Origin of the sequence: Arthrobacter zhaoguopingii (assembly GCF_009828605.1) — a bacterium.
In the GTDB taxonomy this organism is placed as follows: Bacteria; Actinomycetota; Actinomycetes; order Actinomycetales; family Micrococcaceae; genus Arthrobacter_D; species Arthrobacter_D zhaoguopingii.
Genome location: NZ_WIAE01000011.1, coordinates 90,732 through 108,598, shown reverse-complemented (window position 1 = coordinate 108,598; position 17,867 = coordinate 90,732). Strand labels below are relative to the sequence as shown.

General features: G+C 64.0%; 20 protein-coding genes. 11 read left to right on the top strand and 9 right to left on the bottom strand.

Going from position 1 to position 17,867, the window contains the following annotated elements; translation table 11 throughout:
• Window positions 1-65: 65 nt before the first annotated feature.
• Window positions 66-1,232: a tyrosine-type recombinase/integrase gene (locus tag GVV77_RS14360; protein ID WP_159619473.1), complete on the top strand. Its 1,167-nt coding sequence runs from the start codon at window positions 66-68 to the stop codon at window positions 1,230-1,232.
• A 430-nt stretch (window positions 1,233-1,662) separates the two neighbouring features.
• Here GVV77_RS14360 and GVV77_RS14355 read toward each other — a convergent pair whose 3' ends face one another.
• Together GVV77_RS14355 and GVV77_RS14350 are read right to left on the bottom strand one after the other, a co-directional pair.
• On the bottom strand, window positions 1,663-2,442 hold the full coding sequence (locus tag GVV77_RS14355) for a metallophosphoesterase (RefSeq protein ID WP_159619471.1): 780 nt from the start codon (window positions 2,440-2,442) through the stop codon (window positions 1,663-1,665).
• A gap of 288 nt (window positions 2,443-2,730) precedes the next feature.
• Window positions 2,731-3,312, bottom strand: a complete 582-nt coding sequence (locus tag GVV77_RS14350; RefSeq protein ID WP_159619469.1) for a hypothetical protein — start codon at window positions 3,310-3,312, stop codon at window positions 2,731-2,733.
• 533 nt (window positions 3,313-3,845) lie between these two features.
• Between GVV77_RS14350 and GVV77_RS14345 the strand changes: the two genes are divergently transcribed.
• From GVV77_RS14345 to GVV77_RS14320, 6 genes are all read left to right on the top strand, one after another.
• Entirely contained in the window at window positions 3,846-4,955 is a 1,110-nt protein-coding gene (locus tag GVV77_RS14345) for an HNH endonuclease (RefSeq protein ID WP_159619467.1), read from the top strand.
• 80 nt (window positions 4,956-5,035) lie between these two features.
• On the top strand, window positions 5,036-5,626 hold the full coding sequence (locus GVV77_RS14340) for a hypothetical protein (protein WP_159619465.1): 591 nt from the start codon (window positions 5,036-5,038) through the stop codon (window positions 5,624-5,626).
• Window positions 5,577-6,170, top strand: a complete 594-nt coding sequence (locus GVV77_RS14335; RefSeq protein WP_159619463.1) for a hypothetical protein — start codon at window positions 5,577-5,579, stop codon at window positions 6,168-6,170. Before GVV77_RS14340 ends, GVV77_RS14335 begins: the two co-directional genes overlap by 50 nt.
• Before the next feature lie 85 nt (window positions 6,171-6,255).
• Window positions 6,256-6,567 (top strand): 3'-5' exonuclease family protein, encoded by a 312-nt coding sequence (locus GVV77_RS14330; protein ID WP_159619461.1) that lies wholly within the window; start codon window positions 6,256-6,258, stop codon window positions 6,565-6,567.
• A 196-nt stretch (window positions 6,568-6,763) separates the two neighbouring features.
• Window positions 6,764-7,066 (top strand): helix-turn-helix domain-containing protein, encoded by a 303-nt coding sequence (locus GVV77_RS14325; protein ID WP_159619459.1) that lies wholly within the window; start codon window positions 6,764-6,766, stop codon window positions 7,064-7,066.
• 79 nt (window positions 7,067-7,145) lie between these two features.
• Window positions 7,146-7,925 carry a DUF6994 family protein gene (locus tag GVV77_RS14320; protein WP_159619457.1) on the top strand — a complete coding sequence of 260 codons (780 nt, stop codon included), beginning with the start codon at window positions 7,146-7,148 and terminating at the stop codon, window positions 7,923-7,925.
• 33 nt (window positions 7,926-7,958) lie between these two features.
• Here the strand turns inward: GVV77_RS14320 and GVV77_RS14315 are convergent, their stop codons facing one another.
• The 5 genes from GVV77_RS14315 to GVV77_RS18170 all read right to left on the bottom strand — a co-directional run bounded on the left by GVV77_RS14315 (window position 7,959) and on the right by GVV77_RS18170 (window position 13,468).
• The gene (locus tag GVV77_RS14315) at window positions 7,959-9,875 is read right to left on the bottom strand and encodes a hypothetical protein (protein WP_159619455.1); all 1,917 of its coding nucleotides are present in this window, start codon (window positions 9,873-9,875) and stop codon (window positions 7,959-7,961) included.
• Between the two features lie 489 nt (window positions 9,876-10,364).
• Entirely contained in the window at window positions 10,365-11,180 is an 816-nt protein-coding gene (locus GVV77_RS14310) for a hypothetical protein (protein ID WP_159619453.1), read from the bottom strand.
• Window positions 11,181-11,421: 241 nt separating this feature from the next.
• Complete coding sequence (locus GVV77_RS14305) at window positions 11,422-11,853, bottom strand: hypothetical protein (RefSeq protein ID WP_159619451.1); 432 nt, start codon at window positions 11,851-11,853, stop codon at window positions 11,422-11,424.
• 516 nt (window positions 11,854-12,369) lie between these two features.
• Entirely contained in the window at window positions 12,370-13,206 is an 837-nt protein-coding gene (locus tag GVV77_RS14300) for a DUF4429 domain-containing protein (protein ID WP_201293245.1), read from the bottom strand.
• 49 nt (window positions 13,207-13,255) lie between these two features.
• Window positions 13,256-13,468: a hypothetical protein gene (locus GVV77_RS18170; RefSeq protein WP_201293244.1), complete on the bottom strand. Its 213-nt coding sequence runs from the start codon at window positions 13,466-13,468 to the stop codon at window positions 13,256-13,258.
• Between the two features lie 170 nt (window positions 13,469-13,638).
• Here GVV77_RS18170 and GVV77_RS14290 point away from each other — a divergent pair, with 170 nt between their 5' ends.
• From GVV77_RS14290 to GVV77_RS14280, 3 genes are all read left to right on the top strand, one after another.
• Entirely contained in the window at window positions 13,639-13,824 is a 186-nt protein-coding gene (locus GVV77_RS14290; RefSeq protein ID WP_159619449.1) for a hypothetical protein, read from the top strand.
• A 35-nt stretch (window positions 13,825-13,859) separates the two neighbouring features.
• Window positions 13,860-14,474 (top strand): hypothetical protein, encoded by a 615-nt coding sequence (locus GVV77_RS14285; protein WP_159619447.1) that lies wholly within the window; start codon window positions 13,860-13,862, stop codon window positions 14,472-14,474.
• A gap of 402 nt (window positions 14,475-14,876) precedes the next feature.
• Window positions 14,877-15,518, top strand: a complete 642-nt coding sequence (locus tag GVV77_RS14280; RefSeq protein ID WP_159619445.1) for a hypothetical protein — start codon at window positions 14,877-14,879, stop codon at window positions 15,516-15,518.
• Between the two features lie 28 nt (window positions 15,519-15,546).
• Here GVV77_RS14280 and GVV77_RS14275 read toward each other — a convergent pair whose 3' ends face one another.
• A complete protein-coding gene (locus GVV77_RS14275; RefSeq protein WP_159619443.1) occupies window positions 15,547-16,227 on the bottom strand; it encodes a hypothetical protein in 681 nt (226 codons plus the stop codon).
• A 144-nt stretch (window positions 16,228-16,371) separates the two neighbouring features.
• Between GVV77_RS14275 and GVV77_RS14270 the strand changes: the two genes are divergently transcribed.
• The gene (locus tag GVV77_RS14270) at window positions 16,372-16,740 is read left to right on the top strand and encodes a hypothetical protein (protein WP_246199837.1); all 369 of its coding nucleotides are present in this window, start codon (window positions 16,372-16,374) and stop codon (window positions 16,738-16,740) included.
• Between the two features lie 34 nt (window positions 16,741-16,774).
• Here GVV77_RS14270 and GVV77_RS14265 read toward each other — a convergent pair whose 3' ends face one another.
• Window positions 16,775-17,605, bottom strand: coding sequence for a hypothetical protein (locus GVV77_RS14265; protein ID WP_159619440.1), 831 nt, complete (start codon window positions 17,603-17,605; stop codon window positions 16,775-16,777).
• Window positions 17,606-17,867 lie beyond the last annotated feature (262 nt).

Below are 17,867 nucleotides of genomic sequence, written 5' to 3'. Positions count from 1 at the left end.
AACGGACCGAGAACGGACAGTGGCAGGCGTGGGCGCGATTCGGCGAACGTGATGAACGCACCAGTGTGATCAAGCGAACGGGACGAACCAAGGCGATCGCGATCAAGGCCGTGGAAGGAGCGGCGGTCGCCCGGGTAAAGGCATGGCACGACAAGGAAGCGAAGGCGGCTGCGGACGCGGTTCCCACCATTAGCGAACTCGCGGAGCAGTGGTTCAGAACCATCGAGCCTCCCAAGGTGGGCGTCAGCTCGAGCGGTGATGAGCTGCCGGCGTCGCGCGGGACAAAAATCCGGCGCCAGACATTTGACCAATACCAGAGCACCTACCGCAACCACATTCAGGAACCGCTGGGTTCAATGAGGGTTACAGAAGTTGGAACAAAGGTCTGCGGTGACTTCCTTCACGGGCTTATCGAGGATGACGCGGGGCTTACCAAGGCACGTCTGGCAAAGGTGGTCCTGAAGGCCGTACTGGACGTCGCCGTCCGGCACGAGACGATTTCCTACAATCCGGTCAAGAACGTTGCGCCGCTGCCGAGAAAGCAGATCCAGCCCCGAAGCTTGAGCGCTCCGTCTCTCGCTCAAGTCAGGGAAGCAGTCCGCTCATGGCGGAACGAGCCCGGGACTTTCGGCCCTCCGAATGACGGAATGTTGACGGATATTGTAGACGTCTTGTTGGGCACGGGCGTCCGTATAGGTGAGGTTCTGGCGTTGCGCTGGTCGGACGTCAACCTTGAGGGGCCCGTGCCAACCGTACGGATCACCGGAACCATAGTCGAGCCGCGCCAAGGCCCGAAGTACCGGCAGGCTAAACCCAAATCGAAACGTGGCTTCAGGGAGATCCCACTTCCTCAGTTCGCCGTGGACACACTGAAGAGGCGCCGCATGCTCTCGCCCGAACACAACCTCGCGGACGCGGTCTTCTGGTCCCAGGAGGGTACCTACAAGCAGCCTTCTGCAGTTCGACGGTCCCTGAGGAGCGCCTTGAACGCCGCCGGGGTAGAACCCGGCTTTTCCGTCACGCCACATACTTTCAGGAGGACGGTCGCAACGATCCTGAAGCAGGAAGTGGGCGCAGAAGCGGCGCAATCCGTCTTGGGACACACGAGCGTAGCCATCGCGGAAAAGAGCTACTTCGACATCCCGTCGCTCGTGGAAGATCATCGGCAAGTTCTGGAGTCCCGGATAAGTACGGACCGAATCAGCTCGCCGGCAGCTCACCGCAACGACTAACGCCGTGCTCGTCCTAGGTTTTGCCGCATTCCTTTTCAAATCTCATTCGGGCGTCCAGGGAATCCTTAGGGGAGCGCCGCTCCGGGTTTTGGACACCGGAGGTTTTTCCACACACTGATAGAGACCGCCGGCGTGGTCTGCCGAAGGGTTTGGACGTCGTCGGGCCGGACCTGCAACCACAGCTCCGCTGCTCGACCCACTTGATTCACCCGAAGACCGAGTAGTGGTACGGGCGAACCGTCAAGCCGAAGGTCATATACGGGCTCTCTCTCGAAGTCTGGCGTCGCGGGCTCAACCTGCACCTACCGGGTGAGCCACCCGCGTGTCTCCTCCATCTTGAGCCGATATACCGTCCCGCTTGCCGTTACGAACTTCCAGTCACCTATATCTGAGGGGGTTAACCGCTCGATCATCCACGCTCCTTCATTGGCTACCGTGTATTTATCCGCAGCGGGGTCACCTTCATGGGCAGCTCGTGGTTGGGCCAGATCAACACGCCGTTGCCAAGATTCTGCAATTCGTTAGCAAGCACATCAACGCGAGTAGCGCCGCCACCGTCACCGGGCAGCTCATGAATCACGCGCTGATGCCAATGGCCAGCGAAAACCTGCGGAGGACGGAGCAGCCGCACTACGTCATCCAGTAGCTTCCTCGTCATCTCTGCGCGCGCAACGACTTTGGGTGGCAGCGCGAGCTGGCTCGCCAAGGGGACGGAGGCAGGAACATCGTGCGTAATGAGAATGTCGACCGGTCCATCAGCAATCAGTCGCGCGGCCTCCGCGTGCGTTGGCTCCTCGTTTGCCCACCAGTCCTTGCCCTCGGTTCGCCGGTGCTGGTCGACGCTGTAAGCGCCACCCAGCCCGCCGACGACGAGACCTTCAACGATGGTTCGCCCGCCACGGGGAAGCACGCGGATATTCGATCGCCAAGCAGCGAGTCCGTCCGTCCCGACTGGGAGCGTGGCAATGGTGTCGTGATTGTCGTGGTTTCCCGGGCTGACGATAAGCATCAGGTCACGCTCGACAAGGCACCCGTTCAACCTCTTCTCGAACCGCCCGCGGGCGCGGCCCGGGAAATCCAGCCCAAAGTCGCCCACGTGAAGCATCGTCCTCACACCGGCGTCAGCGGCCGCTTCTATGCTGGCGATCGCCCAGCCGAGGTGGCCGTGCCAGTCCCCGAATACGCCGATAGGCGAGGCAGTCGAGATCATCCAGCAAGCGTAGGTGCCCGGTCCGACAGCTTATTCGGCGGTGGCACTTGCGGCATGAAGATGGATCCGTGTTCTGCACGACAGAGAGGCGGTCGTGAATGCTCCACCGGTACAAATCTTCCCGGCGACAGTGCCGACGAAAACAACGTTGAGGCCCGGAGCCAGGAGGTCGGGCAAGCTGAAGTGAAGTAGTCATTCCTTCAGCTTGCCCAAAGGCCGCTGGGCTCCCAAGGGGCAATGACCAGGCGCCCAGGAATAGTCAACGGGTTGTGGCACGAGCTGGACTCCCTAGCGTTGCTCGAGCAGGTCCAACGTGTACTTTTCGCTGGCGTCGTTCCAGATGACCCGACAGGTCCAGCTGCTGCGCATCATGGCGCCAAAGGAGTTTTGGGCATCAACGACGGCGGTGACCTTGTAGGTGTCGCCCAGCTCCACGACATCAGTTGAGCTGAATTCGGCGGAGGCCGGAGACTTCAGCCGGGTCTCGATGAACTGCTGGCAAACGGCTTCGGCCCCTGCCGCCGAGCCGCTGGCTGAACTGGGACTGCATGCGCCGAAGAGAGTGAACCCTATGACGATGAGAGCCACGATGGGGAAGCAGCCCAGCCCTTTGCGCCTGATTCTCGGCGGAGGCTCCCCAGCTGCCTGCCGCCGGGCAGCTTCACGCAGTTCGCTTCTCTTCCATTCATTGAACACCTGGACGGCGCCGGTCGGACGGTCATAATCGGGGAATTGCTGGCCTGTCTGCATGTCGTACAGGGGCTCCAGCCCAACGTCGACCAGTTGCTTGGTGCGCAGGAACTTGGTCCCGTCCCAGTATTGGGCGATGGTCGGTTCGCGCGCGTCGTAATACCAGCCAATTGTTCGCATAATTCCCCCAAAAAAGTCAGCAATCCACTGAAGCTTATGGGCGGACACCGAATGCCGCTGGACCCCAGGCCGTGTCCCGGTGAGAGTTTCCACCAGCGCCGCACACATGGTGGATAAGGTTCCGGAGGCTCGCACACCCGACCGGTTCCCCAGTGGTTTCCGCTTCTGTCCGGTGCGCCCGTGTATGTGCGTGGGTAGAAACCAGAGCACCAATTGCGAGCGAGGGGGCCTCTCCTGGAGCGTTCGTATGAGCGTTGGCCAGTGCACGACTGAAGGTGTCTGGGAAGCGTTGGCTGACCCGCCGCTTTCGAAAGCGGCTTGATGCACTGGAGCGGCACCGTGATGTGTGCGGAGCGGCGGACATCCCTCCCCGGAGGCACCACCGCCGACGGGCCGTGGATGGGGAATGCTCACGCTAGGTTCGGCCCGTCGGATCCAGCCCTGGATGGGGGACTTTCACATCCTTGAATGTGCCAAAAACCGCGGAGAATGGCGGTTTTGACCCTGATTCAGAGTGCCCTAGAGTCGGCCGCATGACGGATCAAAAAGCGCAGGTAAAGGCCAACGGACAGGACGACCGGAACGAGCCCAGCGCGAGGCTCTGCGCGGTGGGTGGATTGGACTGCGGGCGGCAGAAGAAACTCTGGGGCGGGATGTGCCGGGCGCACAAATTTTACGCCGACGCCCCGGCCTGCATCGAGGAGGGGTGTGACATCCGGCCGACAGCCGAGGCGAACAAATTCGTGAAAGGCCGGTGCCCGAAGCACGACCAGCAGTTTCGCGCCGCGGCCAAGCGTGCAGCCCAGGGCTCCTGCAGGGTAGGCGAAAACTGCGGGCCGCAGAGTCGGCTTATCGACGGCCTGTGCCGCAAGCACTGGACGCTCCTTGGCACCTTTGGTTCCTTCGAAGTGCCCGTCTGCGAGGAGCCCGACTGCGAGGTAAGCGCCGACACCGATCCCAGTGGCAGCTTCAAGGCGGGACGGTGCAATATGCACTACCTCCGGCTGCGGCGCGCGATCCAGCGGGCTGAGGAGCTGGGGGACCGGCTCTGCCTGAGGTGCGGTAAGGACATGTCCACGGGCAGGCGGAACGCCAAGTACTGCAGCAACGAATGCATGGCGGCCGCAAGCAATGAGAGGAACATTGAGGAGATCCGGATGCGCGGGCGCCTGGGTGAGGCACTGCGGAAGGCACTCAAGCTTCACAATGAGGGCTCTGAGCCGTTCACGACCGATGAAGCGGTCGCCCTCCTTGAGCGCCTCGGGTTCCGGTGCACTTACTGTGGTGGCACATTCGAGCCGTCAGAGATGCACCTCGACCACATCGTCCCGCTGCGCAGGGGAGGCCCCCACGCGCTCTACAACATCACCGCGGCGTGCTGGGGGTGCAACGGCTCCAAGAAGGACAGGCCGCTGCTCCTCGAGTGGGCGCCACCGCTCCTGGGCGGCAAGCCCCGACGGGATCCCACCGCACCGCGCGGGAGGCGGCGCAACCCATGGGTTCCGGGCCAGTGGAGAGACGAGCATGGGCCGCTGCCGTCGGTCCTGGCCCTTGCCAGCGAACATCCCGAGCTGCTTCGCGCCATCCAGGTCACGGAGAAGTTCTTCCGCAACCAGGGGCAGGAGGCTGAGCGCGCGTCCTAGGGGGGGTTAGCGGCGGCGCGCGGGGGACGCCCGCGTGTCCGTCCGCACACATCAGGGGTGAACCCGACCAGGAGGACCCCATGCGCAAGACCATCGACACAGCCACCATCACCCGGGAAGGCTTCTCGCTCACCGCGACGGCACTCGGCGCCGACGACGAGCTTGGCCCGCCATCGGCCGGCAACCGGAACCAGCTGATTTTGGAGTTCACCCTCGGCGGCGAGACTGTGGTGCTGGATCTCAGCGGGGAGGAAGCAGCTGAGATCGTCACGACGGTCGCCCAGGCTGCCGTCCTGCACGAAACCAGGGAGATGTCGCCCGCCGCTACCTGCGCGAGCATGGAGACATTTACCGGCCCGAGCAGATTGCCGAGCTTGAAGCCATGTCCGCCGCCGAACCCGAGGTGCAGCGACCGTAGTATTCGGTCGTACCGGCACCGAACTCTCGGTAGGATCGAACCGCCTGCCACCGCAGACACTAAATGGGGTCACATTGAACAAGAAGTTATCTGCCGCTGCCCTTCTGGCTGCCTCCGTGCTCCTCTCGATAACGGGATGCTCGGGCCAGACCAGCGCCGGAGCGCCAGCGACTCAGCAGGCCGCCAGCACTCCTTCGCCGACCGTGTCCTCGGACAAGGAGGCCCCCGGGTCAGCGGCACCGACACCGGATGATGCCCCCACCAAGGTCCTCACCCCCTCGCAGGTTGGGTCCGCCCCGCCGATCTACCCGGAACCCGTCGCTACTGACCCCCTACCTGACCGTCTGGACGGATCCAGCCTCGCGCTGTCAGACATAGAAGGTGAGGTTCGCTTCGTCGACTACCTGGTCGAACGCGACTGGGGCTGCTTTGGGGGAGAGGTGGAACCGGCCATCTTTGGTATCCAAAGCAGGGAGGTCGAGCCCGGCCGCTTCATCGAGGACGGAAGCTACCGCCTCTTCGATGGGACAGTTTTTCCTGCTTACTGGGAGTACATTGACGGCGCACTCTGGCTCGGCCTGGACGGGGATGACCCGCTCAAGATAACCGTCCCGGAGATCATCTCGGTCCCGGGTGCCGTGGACGTCTGGATCGAACACCCCGGCAAACCGGAGCTCGACGCCTACACGGAAATTACCTTCGAGAACGTCCAGATGTACGGCTTGGTGCCGACGTACACCAACCCCAATACGGAGCAGCCGGAAATCTCCGGCACTGAAATCTCCTGCCGGGGGTAGGCCCCGGGTAGAGGCGCCGCTGCCGCCGCACACATATGCTCCAGTGCCCCGAACGGGGACCAACTGAAGGAGCAGTGCCGCCGGTATGACCACAGATTCATCCACCCGGGTGCCCGGGCTGGACTTCGTCGCCATCGACTTTGAGACGGCGAACCCTAACCACGCCTCCGTCTGCCAGATCGGCATCGCCCGCATCCGCGACGGAATCGTTACCCACAAGGCGACCGGGTTTTTCCTGCCGTCCGAGGGCGACCGTGAATTCGGGTACTGGAACAAGAAGGTCCACGGACTGAGCTTCGCAATGGGCGAGAACGCCCTCGGCTGGGAATCAACGCTGCCGCGGCTGATCAAATTCGCCGGCGACCTGCCCCCTGGTGGGCCACAACGTGGCTGTTGAACGCTCCATCATCACCAGGCGGCAGGGGAGCGCCCCGACGCTGGCGCCATAGTCATCTCGGCGACCCAGTTGCTCGTTGACGGCGCCTGACAATCACCCGCAACCTGTTCGCCAGACATTCCACATAACGGTACTTGTGTGTTGCTATAGATCGACCAACAGAACAGGCGAGTACCTATAGCGGAAGCAGGAACACATGCTCACGAGCAAACACACAGGCGAGGAGCTTGGAGGGCACCTTGGGGAGTCCCTGCGGCAATGGCGCATCATCCTCGGCCTGAGTCAGGAGCTGGCCGCCGAGCGGGCCGACATCTCGCTGCCCACCCTGCGCCGCATCGAGCGGGGAGATCCTGGCGTGAAGATGCGTAGCTTCCTGGCCCTGGTCAGCGTGCTCAATCTCGTGGACCGCTTCATAGAAGCGGCCGAGCCGCTTGAGACCGACCTGGGCCGAATGCGCGCACATCTGCTCGGGCGCCAGCGCGCCAGGCGGACGAACTGACCACGCACGAAGTATGCGTCCTCGGAGTTCTCCCGCGCGCCGTCGGCTTGCCCGCTGACGTGCGAATACACTTCCCCTCATGTGCGTCTTCGACACCTCATACGACTACAAGTCCGACAACCAGGGGCAATCCGGGTTCGACGCCGACAGGGACAGCGATCAGCTCAAGGCGGATCATGAGCTGCTGTGGACGAAGGAACTGCCATCGGGCGTCCTGTTCGAACCGAAAGCACCCACCGAGTCGGTGAAGCGCAGGAATAACTATCTGCTGTTCGATGGAGGTTCTCTGGGGCGGCATGTGTACGGCAGCGATGCCATCACAAACTCCTACACCGACTGGACGACGCCGTATGCGCTGGCCGACGCCATCGCCTCGCTGGACGAGGAGCAGAAGTCCCGCTATCTCAACCAGCCGTACACGATCGGCAGCGCGATGATCTGGCCCGTCCAGACGAAGGAACAGAGGGAGGCCCAGGGGAGGGTCCAGACCATGAACCAGGCACGGAAAAGCAGCGTCTTTGACCGCATGGACCTCACCCTGGAATGCATCCGGCGTTATTACGCAGGAGACCCCCGGCACCCCCTAAACAAAATCACCGAAGCGTACGGAGAATTCTTCGAGCTGTTCGAGGACTTTCGGAACTTCGTGGACTTTTTCCACTTCCAAGACCTCGTGACCCCTGACTATAAGGTCCGGTACTTCCTGCCGCTTGACCCCTTCAAGTGCGCCGGGACACCAGCCAGCAGGGAGGAGTACATCGAGTACCGCGAGAATGTGCTCGCGTTCATTGAAGGCCGGAACCGCCGGATGGCCGATTGGGTCAGGAAGCACCACTGCGACGTTGAGGACGACGGATAAAGCTTGGAGGTTCCGCCGACGGGCCCGTCTGGCTCAGATGCCCATGTCGTCGTGGACGCCCACGGTGGCGAACATGACCCTGCCGTCGATGCCCCGCCAGAAATGCAGCCGCCGGGCGGATGCAGCTCCGATCTGCAGGGCCACCCGCCAGGCGGTGCCGTACTCGGCGTGCTCGACGAACACGGTGCCGGCCTTGGGCCCGCTGCGCAGGCGGTGCATGTCGCGGCCGGGCATGGTCTCGGCAATTCCGGTGAGGACCTCTACGGCGACAGCGACGATCTTGGATCGGTCCACGCCCTGGATCTTCTCGACACTGGCGAGGAACCTGTCGACGAAGCCGTACTCCGCCAGCGGCATGTCGGCTTTCGAGGCGGCCGGGATGCGGTTGGCCCACTCCAGGTAGATCTCGTGGCGGAACTGTGCGGCGGGATCGCCGAAGAGGGGCCCGGTGTTGGCGGCCGCGGCCGCGGTGATCTCCCGGGAGAGCTGGCGGGCACGGGCGGCACGGGTCTGCTCGGTGCGGATGCTTTCGCGTAGGCGTTCGATCAGGTGGACCTGCGCGGCGTTCTCCGCGGCCAGGTCATCGGCTTCGCTCAGGGCCCGGGTGAGTTCCCCGGCCATCTCGATCCGTTCCCGGGTCAGGAGGGCGACCTGGCGCTGGGCGAGCTCCAGGGCGGCACCTCCAGCGCCCGGGGTCGGCACCGGCCCACTGGGCTTCTGGTTCGCCGCCACCTCCTGGCGCAGCGCTTCAGCGTCCGCGGCAAGGCGTTGGTTGTCCTCGTCGAGGGCGTACAGGGTCGAGCGGAGCAGCTCCAGGGCGGCAGCGACCTCGGTGTGACCGGCCGTGCGCGGTGCGGGTGCCTGTGGCTCCTCATCCTCGACGGCCGGGACCGGCGCAGCTTCTTGGGCAGGCAGGGCTTCGTCACCGGGCAGGGGCACTTCGGCTTCGGGCACGGCGGCTGGCACCAGGGACGCTTCTTCAGGCTCAGCCGGGACAGCGCCGTCCTCAACAGCAGCCTCGACAGGAACCTGGGCCGCAAGCGGGCTCCAGACAATCCACGGTTCACCGCCGATCGTGAACGGCAGCGCCGGGACGATCTCCTCCGGCTCCGGGTTCTCAACAGCGGACACCTTCCAGGCCTTGCCGTCGGCGCGGCCGGAGAGCTCGATGCGGACGGCGATGACGCTGCCGGGCTCCGTCAGGGAGGCGTGGCGGACGACCAGGCCGGGGAACAGGGCGATGCGCTTTTCGTTCAGGACCAGGGCCGGGTGGGTGATGCCGGCGCGGGCGTGAGCGACGGCCTCGGCGACGGTATGGATGCCGGAGGTGATGGTCAACAGCCCGTCCCGGACGGTGCCGGTGAGCTTCTGACCAGACGTGAATAGCCGCTCCGGCTCGATTCCCGGTGCCAGGGGGGAGGTGTCGATGCGTGCCATGCCGTCAGCCAGTTTCACCAGCACCCCGTCCGGGGGCAGCAGCATGGAGACCTCGCACCCAACAATCTCGGGTTCCTTTGAGCGGGCCGGAGTGCTTGAAGTGGTGACGGGTGGCGCGTACGGGTCCATCTTGTCGACGTCCTGGGCGAGGAGGTCGACAGCGTCGCGGGCCTCGGAATCCGAGTAGGCCAGGCGGAGCACGGAGGCGCGCTGGTTTTTCTGCCATGCGGTCCCGGTCGGGTAGGAGCGGGCGGCGCCGTTGTAGACGGAGGTGTCATCGGGCATCGCTTCATCGAAGGAGTAGGCGACCGCCGGCGTGGCTAGGACGTACACCGCTGCCTTGTCGCCGAGGCGTTTGGCGACGGCGGCCGGGTCGAGTCGGGTGCCCTCCTTCGTGGAGGAGATGACCACTACCGGCTTATCCCGCTCGGGATGGCACATCAGCGCGGCGAGGTCGATGGCGTCCCGGCGCGAGTCAACGGTCGTGTAGGTGGCGGATGCCGCGGTGGTCAAGGGGTCCTCCGATGGTGGGGTTTCAGCCACCATATGCGGACGACGGAGGCCGCCTCCCCAAGGCGTGCGTGGTACTGCTTCCGACAGCCTAGCGGCGGGTGCGCATGTGCTCGTGGAGGCCGGGGATGGCGAAGTGGACTTTTCCATACCCGCGGCCAGATGGAAGGGACTCCCCTTGTGAAGACCGTTGTTCGCGGTGTTCTGGGTGAAAGCGGTGAAACCGACCCGAGCCTATCCACCCCCGGCGAGCTGATCATCTAGTTCCCATGCGGGCAGACTACAATGGCCGCCTCCCCGGAGGAAGACGGCCCGCCGCTTGGGAACTACCAGCCGGGCGTGCTCAACGTGCCACCTCCTTGGCTCGGGGACAGGGACTGCACGGCTTTCATCAGCCACCTCTCATGTGTGCGGACGGCAAAGGCCGCCTCCCCGGAGGAAGACGGCCTCGTGGTCGCCGGCGTGGCGGCGTTAGTGCAGCTCCTGGACTGGTTACACCAGCGTTGGAGGGGTCTTCAGTGCCATGCTTCGCACATGGTCGACCAGGTCGCGCCACAACATGATGTTTGCCCCGTACTCATCATCGGATTCCACTACCGCTCGGGGCGGCAGCTCGATCAGGTTGGACTTCTTCACCCGCCCGCCGACGACGAGGGCGCCCACGTAGATGCGACGCCGAAAGATGGAGATGTGCTGGCGCACGGGATGGAGGAGGTGCGCCTGCTCGAGTTCGCTCTCCTCACCACTCCACTCCAGCACCGTGAACCGGGGATACCGGCCTCCGTCGTCCTGCTGATGGCCGATGACGCGCAGAAGCAACCGGGATCCGGTTGTCTCCTCGACGTAGAGCAGGTGCTGGCCCACCTCCCACGGCGTGTCCTTGGATTTGCGGGGCTTGACCTGCTTCCGGGGCGGAAGGTCTTCGAGGAGCTTCTTTCGCAGGGCCTGGAGGGATTTTCTCCGGGCCGCCACCAGGTCATCACTCCAGGACGCCAGCTCCTCGGGGGCCTCGATGATCCGAAGTGCCCACTGGAAGGTGTCGCCGTCCGGGATTCCCAGGCTGTGCTCGGTGGAAGCGAGGGCCAGGATGATCCGGTTGTTGTCATAGTCATCCGGCTGCCCGTAGCAGAACTGTCCGATGATGGCCGCCGACGCGTCGCCGGGGTCCTGCCCCTGGCCGATCAGGTCGGTGAACGTATCGCGCACGTCCAGTGCTTCGTCGCTGTCGAAGATGCCGACACCCCATACGCCCAAAGCCTCACCCTCCTTTTCTGGGGAATCCCACCCGTCCGGGCTCTCATCCTGCATGTGCTGCGGGTGTACTCCATCCCATGGGTCGACCCTTGCCGAGATAAGCCGGATGCGCCGCTCCGGCCTCTGCGCCGAACCGCACCCCAGCCGGGGCGGCCACACCATCGAGGACCATGCCCGTTGAGGATAACGAGGGCCTCGGAATCGCGTTCAACGCCCAGCTAGAGAGGTCCTGCACGTTCTAACCGCCTAGAGAAACCCCGGCCGCTAACTTGGCCGGGGTTCCAGTCTGTGCCGGCTACGACCCGGCGCGGGCGGCGGCGCGCCGCCTCCGGGGGCTGTGGTGGGCGTGTGCCGCGGCCAGCTGCTTCAGCCAGAACGACTCTTTTTCTTCCTTGGTGCTCATAGGGTCCGGATAATCGAGACTCTTGGCCAGAACGAAGAACCCGCTGCCGGGACCATCCGCCGGTGGTGCGAGTTTCACTACGGAAGAGATCATGAATTGGTGGCACATCGGGTCCTGCTCGACGATGTGGGCGAGCAGCCGGCTGAAGTACTTCAAGCTGCCGGGGTTGGAAAAATCGAATCGATCTAGGCCGGTCGCTGAGCACAGTGCTTCGTTGAACTGCGCGTAGGTCATGACGCCCTCGTCGCGGGCCGTGTCAACCATCACATCGTGGCCGGCATGGATGAGCTGCTCCCACTCGTCGTCCGGGCGCCCGTTCTGCATGGTGTTCCTCCCCATTGGCTACTGCTCCGGCCTAGTGCCGCTATGGGATCGTAGCAGGAGGACCACGCAGCACGCCCGGGGGGATCTGCGGCCTTGAGCGGCCGAAGCAGAGGTCAGTCTGGACCCTCCCGCATCTTTTGAGCAGCCGGCTTCCTACCGGTAGATTCAAGCCAGAAGCCCTGACGGTCCCCCCATTCGTCAGGGCTTCGACGCGTGCGGGGTCCGGAGGCGCCGGCCCCGGTTCGGCTGTGGGGCGCGGACCCGTATGGAAGAAGGTCGGGAAAGCGTCCCTCGCGCTGTGCAAAGACCGAGCGGAGGCCTCTTGAGCATCACCACCCCGTCCAGCCTGTGCTTGCGCAGGCAGTCGACAGCACCGAGCAGCGGGACGCACTCCTGCCCGAAGTCCAGGAAAAGGAACTTCCGCTGCTCGTCAGCGAGGAGTGGGGTGATCGCCTCGCCGCTGGACCTGACCTACTTCCGGCAAGAGCGCGGCGGGGCGCTGAACCAGCCCTAGGACTAAAGCCGGCCGAGAAGCTCGGCTTTCTTGGCGTCGAACTCCGCGGCTGTCAGCACCCCAGAGTCCCGCAGACCTGCAAGCTGCGAGAGCTGATCCAGCACTGAAGTGGCGGCCGGGGCCGTCGCAGGGGCCGGGTTTTGCCTGGAGGTGATGGCCGCCTCGAGCGCGTCCCGGAAAGTTAGGAACGCTGGCTCCTGGTCCCGGTAGAACACGACCGAGTTCTCGTCCCCGGCTGCATCCCAGGTTTGCTTACCGAACTCGCTGCGCTGTTCGTTGCCGCCCGGCACCGTAAATTGGATGAATCCGCTAACGACCGGGCCGGCTGGTTTAATTTGAACCGCGGAGACCGACCCGAGCGGAACACGCTTGACGCCCTTGCCCACCGTCATGCGGCCGAGGACTCCGGTGTGCTGGATCGTGAGGAACTGCCCGTCGAACGCGCAATATCCGCCCACGCCCACAGCCAGCACCGCATCGTCCGGGATGCCGTGCTTCGCCCGATAATTTGCATTGGATTCAGCAACGGGGCCGACGTCCTCCAGCACCCCGGCCGGAAGCTGCTCCGCCATCTTTTCCAGGTTCCGCTGCAGGTTGCTGCCCTGCCCTGTGATAGTCCAGACGATTACGGCCATGGTTCCGTCGGAGGTGATACTGCCGCTGTATTTCCCGGGAAACGTGTTGGACCGCATCGAGAACGGGGACTCCACGAGGACCTGACCGTCGCCCGGCGAGCTGGCTTTGAATTTCAGGGACTTTGCCGCGGCAAGGATATGACCGACCGCCGTCGCAGAATCGGCCCGGACAGTCCACTGAATGCTCTTATTTTTGGTAGCCACGCGATGACTCTAGCAACCCGCATACGCAGACTACCCGGCCTGTGTCCACCTAGGCCTTGTCCTTCGGCCAGGGGAACAGCGAGGTGTGCCGGGTCCGCGTCAATGTGCCGTCAGGGTTTTCGCGGAGACCGAGCTGCTCGTGGCTGCCACCGGCATGTGCGACCGCCGCCAGGACCAGCTCCAGCAGGTTGTGGTCAAGGCCCGGCACCGCCTCCGAGATGCTGACCTCAACCCCGCCTCCGCCGATGGATGCGGCAATCATCAGGAACCGCCGCTCTCCGCCTGAAAGCGCGCCGATGTGCTGCCCGATGGCCTTGATGTCGACGTAGCTGCGGTTGCGGTCCTCGCGAAATCACGAATTGCCGGGAGCGGCGAGGCCGCCGTGCACGCCACGTATGAGCAGTTCGGTGGCCCCTTCAAGGGGACTTGGACTTGCCCGAGGGAACCACTCTGCGCTGGCGCAGAGCCTCCGGCCGCGGCCTCACCGCCACCCGCGGACGCGACGGGCACGGGAGGGTGCTGATCACCAACGGGTTTCTGTTCGCCAACACCGCCAAATGGGACACCGGCCGGCTGGCGTTCGAGCTCGCCGGTGCCGAACCCGTGGATGTGTCCTGAGGGCCGCGGCGCATTGCCCGTGTGACCATGGAGCCATGATCGACATCACAGCCGGTTACCTGGCGCAGGCCCTGGAAGCTTCAGCACTATCCTTCGCCGACGGGGAGCTCGCCTACCTGGCGCTGACCTCGAAAGTGCAGCTGCCGCTGCGTGACCGCCTTGCCTGGAGCCTGGCCACCCAGCTGCCTGGTCTGGTGGTCGCCCGCGGATGGAAGCGCACCGACATCGCGATCCTCGACCCGTCGGCCCTGCCGCTGGCATTGGTGGAGGCCAAGGCCCTGTACACCTTCGATGTGGCCACCCCGGACCGCGCCAATGTCAGCGAGTACGCCCGCATGGTCAAAGACGATATGGCGAAGGCCTCCGCACTCCTCGGGGGACGTCCGGGCCAGGTCTTCGCGCTGGTCCTGGTCACCCACCCGATGGACGCACCCCCGGCGGTCCTCAAAGACGTCTTCAAGTACCCCGGCATCCGAACCGCCTTCAACCGGTCCACCGAGCAGGAGATCCGGGCCGGCGCCAAGGCAAACCTCTCGGCGGCGCTCGAGCCGCTGGGGCCGGCCGTCCACGGCTCACTGGATGGCGGATCGGCCTTCGGGGTGCGTGTTGTCGTCGACTACACGATTGTCGGCCCGGTGGCGGTTTCATGAACTCTACTTTGGTGAACACGGCCTAATGCGCTCAAATCGGCGTAAGAATCGAGCCAAAGGTGTTCCACGAACCCTGTTCACTGATGTTGTCCCGTAAGTCCTCGAGGATGTTGTGAACTGCGGCTTAGGAGCCGGAATGAGGTTGGGTTACGCACGCATCTCCACCAGGGACCAACGAGAGGGTTTGATCCGTCGTTCGTCCCGCGTTGCCTGTTCGCTGTTTAGGTTTTGTACTACTTCATGCCCATCTTCCTGAGTGACGCGGCGTATCGCGCCAAGGTGGCCATTGCGATCCTCGAAGCTTCTTCAGGGAGTTGCTAGAGCTCACCTAGAACAAGGGTGTCTCCGCGGCTCCTGCCTGAATCGTGGGCAATAATTACGCTCAGAAGCGATGGGGGAGCCGTGGAGAACAACCAACCGAATCATGCCCAGGCGGTCCACAGGATGGCCGCGGCGCTCAGGACCGCACCTCCTGCCCCCGACCCGGCCACCCTGCGGGCCCGGCAGGCCGCGCGGGAACAGGCAGACCGTGAAGCCGCCAGGGCCGCCGCCCGGAAGAAGGGCGGCAACACGGTCAAGTTCAACTTCGACACCACGGACTTCCGCACGAAGCTGCCCGAACGGGGCGTCAACAAGCGCCGCCGCGGCATCCTCAATAAGTCCGAGCGGGCCAACTTCGGAGACACCCCCGAAGGGATGAACTTCGCCCGGAGGATCCACCAGTTGCGCCTCCGGGCCCGTGATTACCGCGACCGGCTTCTCGAATCCGACGGGCAAGACTTCTCCGCGCTCAGAACTGACTTGCTGGCCGAAGCCGACAGGCTAAGCAAAGGATTCGCCCCGATCCTTCCGCCCTCGATCGCACGGGCCGCGCTGGCCGCCATCAGCGAGGTGCGCGAGGTGGTCAAGCTCAAGGTCGGGCAGTCCTCGCACGAGCCTCAGAAGCCAACCACCTACGTTCCGGTGCCGGCCGAGCTGACGACCGGCAGGTTTAGCCCAACCGTCTCCGGGGGCCTGCCCACCATGGGGCGCCGCCGCCGCTGACCGCCGAGTCAGGCTGAGCCAATATCGGCTATCGCCTTTGACCGGCCTTCGCGTAGTGGTCCGCGGTCCAGTGGCCGTCGAAAAAGCCGCGGTCGTTGAGCTGGTGCATGCGCGTGTCGATCAGCGGCGAGGCGAGAATCGACTCGCACAGCGGCGTCAGCGCGTCTACGACGATCGCTCCAAGGTGGGCGAGGATCTCGATGTGGCCGCTCGAGCGCCCCAGGAGCATGGGTGCCATCTGGCTCAGGGCGTGCTGGGCATCTTCCTCAGGCATGCCGAAATGGACGCCTCCTTCGACATTGGCGTAGTACTTCACCACCTCGAGGACGGTCAGCGGTCGTCCTCGAATCATGCCCACCCTCGCGCCGATGAAGTGCTTCAGCTTGGGCAGCGCTGGATCCTCGGGCGCGCCGACCAGCTCGCGACCGCCAAGCCGGAGAAAGTACGGCGGATCTTCTCCGTGCTGACCGTCCTCCGGAGCGCTCCACTGCCTGATGCGGAACTCCGTCCGCACCTCCGGGCGAGCGGCCCGAACAGTGTTGAGGAGGGGACGGCCGTCGATGAGGAGCTTGCGAAGGAGCGGCGCGGTCCCGAGCAATTCGTATCGGCTCCGCGCGCCCGGATCCTCGCTCCGCCGTCGGACGTCGGCGACTGTCTCGACGAGGAGCCATTCGGCGAGCATCGCCTCAGGGCCCAACTTCGGTGCCATGTTGCCTTCTTCTGCTGATGAGACGGATCGCGGTCCCGTCCTCTGGTGTTGACCGCCGGAACCAAGTGTATGCACGCCGTTAGAATCGCCTGACGTGTACAACGATGAAGGGTGACAGTGGGCAATCTCGGGAACTATCAATTGATGACTACTATTGCGAAAAGGGTAGGCGGGCCGGTTGGGCTCCTGGCCACGACATTGAGCGCCGGTTACGTCATCGGCAGGACGACAGAGGCCGGCGGCAAGCGAGGAATCGGCGCGCTAAAGAACGCGATCAAGAGACGCAAGGCACCGTGCGAGGTAAAGGACGAGGTCTTCGTTGTCCGGGCCGACGGCACGGATGACCAGGGCCTCGAGTTCAAAGCCGGGGCTGAGTACAGGGTGCTCGAATGCAGCGACGACGCGATCCTCATCGAGCTAATCGGCAATGACGACAACCCGCACGTCGTGTCCGACGCGTTTCTCGCCACGATCTCCGACTTCCCTGCAGGACCCGCAGCCGACGAAGACTGAACCGGACAGGGGTAGCCCGGCGTCGGCGGATGTACTAGTTCACCGAGGCAGAGAGCGTCTCGAAGAAGAGATCGACTTCCTTCTGACTGCTCTCCCTCAGGAGTGGCGCGAAGGTGCGAATGTTCGACCAGTCCACCGTCATCTTCCAGCTGCTGTGTCCATCCGCATCGATCGTCGGCGTCTGCTCCGGTTTCTTGGTCTTCTCCGTGAGGGAATCGCTCATCTCCACCAGGTCCGAGAAATCCTCGTAGGCGTTCACGACGCGCACGAGCGCCGCCTCGACGGCCGCGATGCTTAGACTGTCATTGGCCTGCATCCACGTGTCGAATCTGCGATCCATGGACGCGTGACCCGCCCACTTGTTGCGCATGTACTGTACGTACTTCAGAGTCAGATGATCCTTGGGGTCCACAGATTTTCTGATGTGCTCGACGAGCTCGAGCTCGGCGCTGGCGTCCGCGTCGAGGTCTTCCAGCGTCTTCTTTATCCTCTCGAGCAGGTGAGGCATGGACGCGGTCCTGCCCGGCCGCTTCTTCCCGTCCACCGGTCTCCCGGAAGTCAGGTCGATCGTCGTCGCGACCGAAATGACGGCCTGCTTGAGCATCTGGTGCGACAGATAGACGAAAGTCCTCTGGAGCTGGCCGTCTCCCTCGTAGTCCACGGTGTTTGTCCTCAGGAAGAAATACTTCGCGAAGTAAAAGTCCTTTACGACCTTCCGAATGAGGTTCTGCTGCGAGATCTCGATGCGCTCGTCCTCGGGCACCTTCGCGACCTCGGCGTCGAGTTCCGTGTTGCTGACGCGCGCTTGGGTCAGGTCCGGAACTTCGTGTGGCGCAAACTCTGATTGAAAATTGGGCAGTCGCATGTCACAGCATATCGACGCGGCGTCGGGGCATCCAAAACGGAGGACTGGCGCTTGGCCGGAATCTAGTCGTCATGTCGGGCGCAATGGAGATGTTTCCGGAGAGGTTACCGCAGTGTTCTGGCTCGTTCTTAGGCTGCCCGTAAGCCGGTCGGTCCACGCCCGAGCAGGCGACCTTCCCTCACCGCGAGGTCCTACATCTCGGCGATCAGGTCTTGGAGGAGCCGGACCCTGGGCATGCCCTTTTCGCGGGCGACGAAAGGTG

Coding starts and splice junctions, on each gene's coding strand:
- GVV77_RS14355 (WP_159619471.1), bottom strand. CDS start 2,442: ATGATCTCGACTGCCTCGCCTATCGGCGTATTCGGGGACTGGCACGGC.
- GVV77_RS14350 (WP_159619469.1), bottom strand. CDS start 3,312: ATGCGAACAATTGGCTGGTATTACGACGCGCGCGAACCGACCATCGCC.
- GVV77_RS14345 (WP_159619467.1), top strand. CDS start 3,846: ATGACGGATCAAAAAGCGCAGGTAAAGGCCAACGGACAGGACGACCGG.
- GVV77_RS14340 (WP_159619465.1), top strand. CDS start 5,036: ATGCGCAAGACCATCGACACAGCCACCATCACCCGGGAAGGCTTCTCG.
- GVV77_RS14330 (WP_159619461.1), top strand. CDS start 6,256: ATGACCACAGATTCATCCACCCGGGTGCCCGGGCTGGACTTCGTCGCC.
- GVV77_RS14325 (WP_159619459.1), top strand. CDS start 6,764: ATGCTCACGAGCAAACACACAGGCGAGGAGCTTGGAGGGCACCTTGGG.
- GVV77_RS14320 (WP_159619457.1), top strand. CDS start 7,146: ATGTGCGTCTTCGACACCTCATACGACTACAAGTCCGACAACCAGGGG.
- GVV77_RS14310 (WP_159619453.1), bottom strand. CDS start 11,180: ATGCAGGATGAGAGCCCGGACGGGTGGGATTCCCCAGAAAAGGAGGGT.
- GVV77_RS14305 (WP_159619451.1), bottom strand. CDS start 11,853: ATGCAGAACGGGCGCCCGGACGACGAGTGGGAGCAGCTCATCCATGCC.
- GVV77_RS18170 (WP_201293244.1), bottom strand. CDS start 13,468: ATGATTGCCGCATCCATCGGCGGAGGCGGGGTTGAGGTCAGCATCTCG.
- GVV77_RS14285 (WP_159619447.1), top strand. CDS start 13,860: ATGATCGACATCACAGCCGGTTACCTGGCGCAGGCCCTGGAAGCTTCA.
- GVV77_RS14275 (WP_159619443.1), bottom strand. CDS start 16,227: ATGGCACCGAAGTTGGGCCCTGAGGCGATGCTCGCCGAATGGCTCCTC.
- GVV77_RS14270 (WP_246199837.1), top strand. CDS start 16,372: ATGACTACTATTGCGAAAAGGGTAGGCGGGCCGGTTGGGCTCCTGGCC.
- GVV77_RS14265 (WP_159619440.1), bottom strand. CDS start 17,605: ATGCGACTGCCCAATTTTCAATCAGAGTTTGCGCCACACGAAGTTCCG.